At 73.4% G+C, this 2,369-nt stretch carries 3 protein-coding genes; all 3 read left to right on the top strand.

Going from position 1 to position 2,369, the window contains the following annotated elements; all coding sequences use genetic code 11:
* On the top strand, window positions 1–420 hold a 420-nt coding region (locus QMX80_RS19010), incomplete at its 5' end, for an acyl-CoA dehydrogenase C-terminal domain-containing protein (protein ID WP_282278733.1).
* 10 nt (window positions 421–430) lie between these two features.
* Window positions 431–1,609 carry an acetyl-CoA C-acyltransferase family protein gene (locus QMX80_RS19005; protein ID WP_282278731.1) on the top strand — a complete coding sequence of 393 codons (1,179 nt, stop codon included), beginning with the start codon at window positions 431–433 and terminating at the stop codon, window positions 1,607–1,609.
* Between the two features lie 26 nt (window positions 1,610–1,635).
* A complete protein-coding gene (locus tag QMX80_RS19000) occupies window positions 1,636–2,340 on the top strand; it encodes a family 1 glycosylhydrolase (RefSeq protein WP_282278729.1) in 705 nt (234 codons plus the stop codon).
* Window positions 2,341–2,369 lie beyond the last annotated feature (29 nt).

The following is a 2,369-nucleotide window of genomic DNA, read 5'->3' as shown; positions in this document are numbered from 1 at the left end:
CTGCGGGGCCGCAAGGTGCTGCGCGACGGCGGCGCCGGCGTCGCGCAGCTGCGCGCGCGGGTCGAGGCGACCGTGGCCGCCAGCGCCGCCGACGCCCGGCTCGCTCCGCTCGCGCGCCAGCTCGAGGCCACCTGGCAGAGGCTCGACGCGGTGGTGGCGGAACTGGCCTCGGCGCCAGCGCCGCAGGCGCTGGAACAGGCCACCTCCTTCCTGCGCGCCTTCGGCCACGCCGTGGTCGGCTGGCTGTGGCTGGACATGGCCCGCCTGTGCGCCGGGGACACCGCGTTCCACCGCGGCAAGCGCGCCGCGGCGCGCTGGTTCTTCGCCCACGAACTGCCCCGCGCCGCGCTCTGGCTGGACCTGGCCGCCACGCGCGACGACCTGATCGCCTCAACCACCCAAGACTGTTTCCACTGCTGAGGAATTCGACATGACCGACGTCTTCATCGTTTCCGGCGTACGCACCGCCATCGGCGCGTTCGGCGGCTCGCTCAAGGACACTGCGCCCTCCGAACTCGGCGTCGCCACCGCCAGGGAGGCCATCGCCCGCGCCGGCGTGGCCGCCGACGCCATCGGCCACGCCGTCTACGGCCAGGTGCTGCCCAGCGAACCGCGCGACGCCTACATGGCGCGCATCATCGCCATCGAATCCGGGTTGCCGGTGGAAACCCCGGCGCTGACCGTCAACCGGCTGTGCGGCTCCGGCCTGCAGGCCATCGTCTCGGCGGCGCAGGCCCTGTTGCTGGGCGACTGCGAGGTGGCGCTGGCCGGCGGCGCCGAATCCATGAGCCGCACCCCGTTCTACCTGCCCACCCACCGCTGGGGCCGCAAGCTCGGCGACGCGGTGCTGGTGGACGGGCTCAACGAAGGCCTGAAAGACCCGTTCAACGGCGTGCTGATGGGCATCACCGCCGAGAACATCGCCGAGCGCCACGGCATCGCGCGCGCGCGCCAGGACGCATTCGCGCTGGAAAGCCACCGACGCGCGGCCGAGGCCATCGCCGAGGGCCGTTTCGACGACCAGATCGTGCCGGTGAAGGTAGGCCGGCGCGGCCGCGAAACCGAGTTCCGGACCGACGAGCACGTCCGCGCCAACGTCACCGCGCAGGACCTGGCCGCGCTGCGCCCGGTGTTCAAGCCCGACGGCTCGGTCACCGCCGGCAACGCCTCCGGCATCAACGACGGCGCCGCCTCGCTGGTCCTGGCCACCGGCGCGGCGGTGGCGCGCCATGGCCTGCGCCCGCTGGCGCGGCTGGTGGCCTACGCGCACGCCGGCGTCGAGCCGCTGTACATGGGCATGGGACCGGTGCCGGCGGTGCAGGCGGTGCTGGCCAGGGCCGGGCTGTCGGTCGACGACCTGGACGTGATCGAATCCAACGAGGCCTTCGCCGCCCAGTGCTGCGCGGTGTCCGACGCGCTCGGCCTGGACCCGGCCAAGGTCAACCCCAACGGCAGCGGCATCGCGCTGGGCCACCCGGTCGGCGCGACCGGCGCGATCATCACCGTCAAGCTGGTGCACGAGCTGCAGCGCCGCGGCGGCCGCTATGGGCTGGCCACGATGTGCATCGGGGGCGGCCAGGGCATCGCCGCCGTGTTCGAGCGCTGCTGATGACCGGCACCGGAACGAAGCCAGCCATGACCGGCATGCCGCTTCCCGACTCCCCGCTGCGCCGTCGCATCCTGCAGTCGCTGGGCTGGGCGGCCCTGGCCAGCGGCCTGCCGGCCACCGCCCTGGCGGCGCCGGCACCGGCACCGGCACGCAGCCGCGCCTTGCCGCGCGACTTCCTGTGGGGCACGGCGATCTCCGGGCACCAGAGCGAGGGCAACAACACCAACAGCGACGCCTGGGTGCGCGAGAACGTGCGTCCCACGCTGTTCGCCGAGCCCTCCGGCGACGCCTGCGACAGTTACCACCGCTATGCCGAGGACATCGCCCTGGCCGCGCAGCTGGGCTTCAACTGCTACCGCCTGGGCATCGAGTGGTCGCGCATCCAGCCCGCGCCCGGGTTCTATTCCAGCGCCGAGCTCGACCACTACGCGCGGGTGCTGGAGACCTGCCACGCGCACGGCCTGAAGCCGGTGGTGACGCTCAACCACTTCACCGTGCCGATCTGGTTCGCCGCGCGCGGCGGCTTCGAAGTGGCGGACGCGCCGGCGCTGTTCGCCGACTACTGCGGCCGCGTCGCCAGCCACCTGGGCGGGCTGATGCACCTGGCGACCACCTTCAACGAGGCCAACATCACCTTGCTGGTGCGGCTGCTCTACGGCAGCACGGTCTCGCCGGCGGTGGGCGCCCCCCCCCCCCCCCCCCCCCCCCCCCCCCCGGGTGTGGGGTTTTAAAAACAACCCCCCCCCCCCCCACCCGCCCA

Source organism: Stenotrophomonas sp. PS02297 (genome assembly GCF_029959705.1).
GTDB classification, from domain to species: domain Bacteria; phylum Pseudomonadota; class Gammaproteobacteria; order Xanthomonadales; family Xanthomonadaceae; genus Stenotrophomonas; species Stenotrophomonas nitritireducens.
This window is presented reverse-complemented; position numbering and strand designations above follow the sequence as displayed.

Bases quoted from the DNA above. Each gene is read 5' to 3' on its own strand.
- QMX80_RS19005 (WP_282278731.1), top strand. From the start codon at position 431: ATGACCGACGTCTTCATCGTTTCCGGCGTACGCACCGCCATCGGCGCG.
- QMX80_RS19000 (WP_282278729.1), top strand. From the start codon at position 1,636: ATGACCGGCATGCCGCTTCCCGACTCCCCGCTGCGCCGTCGCATCCTG.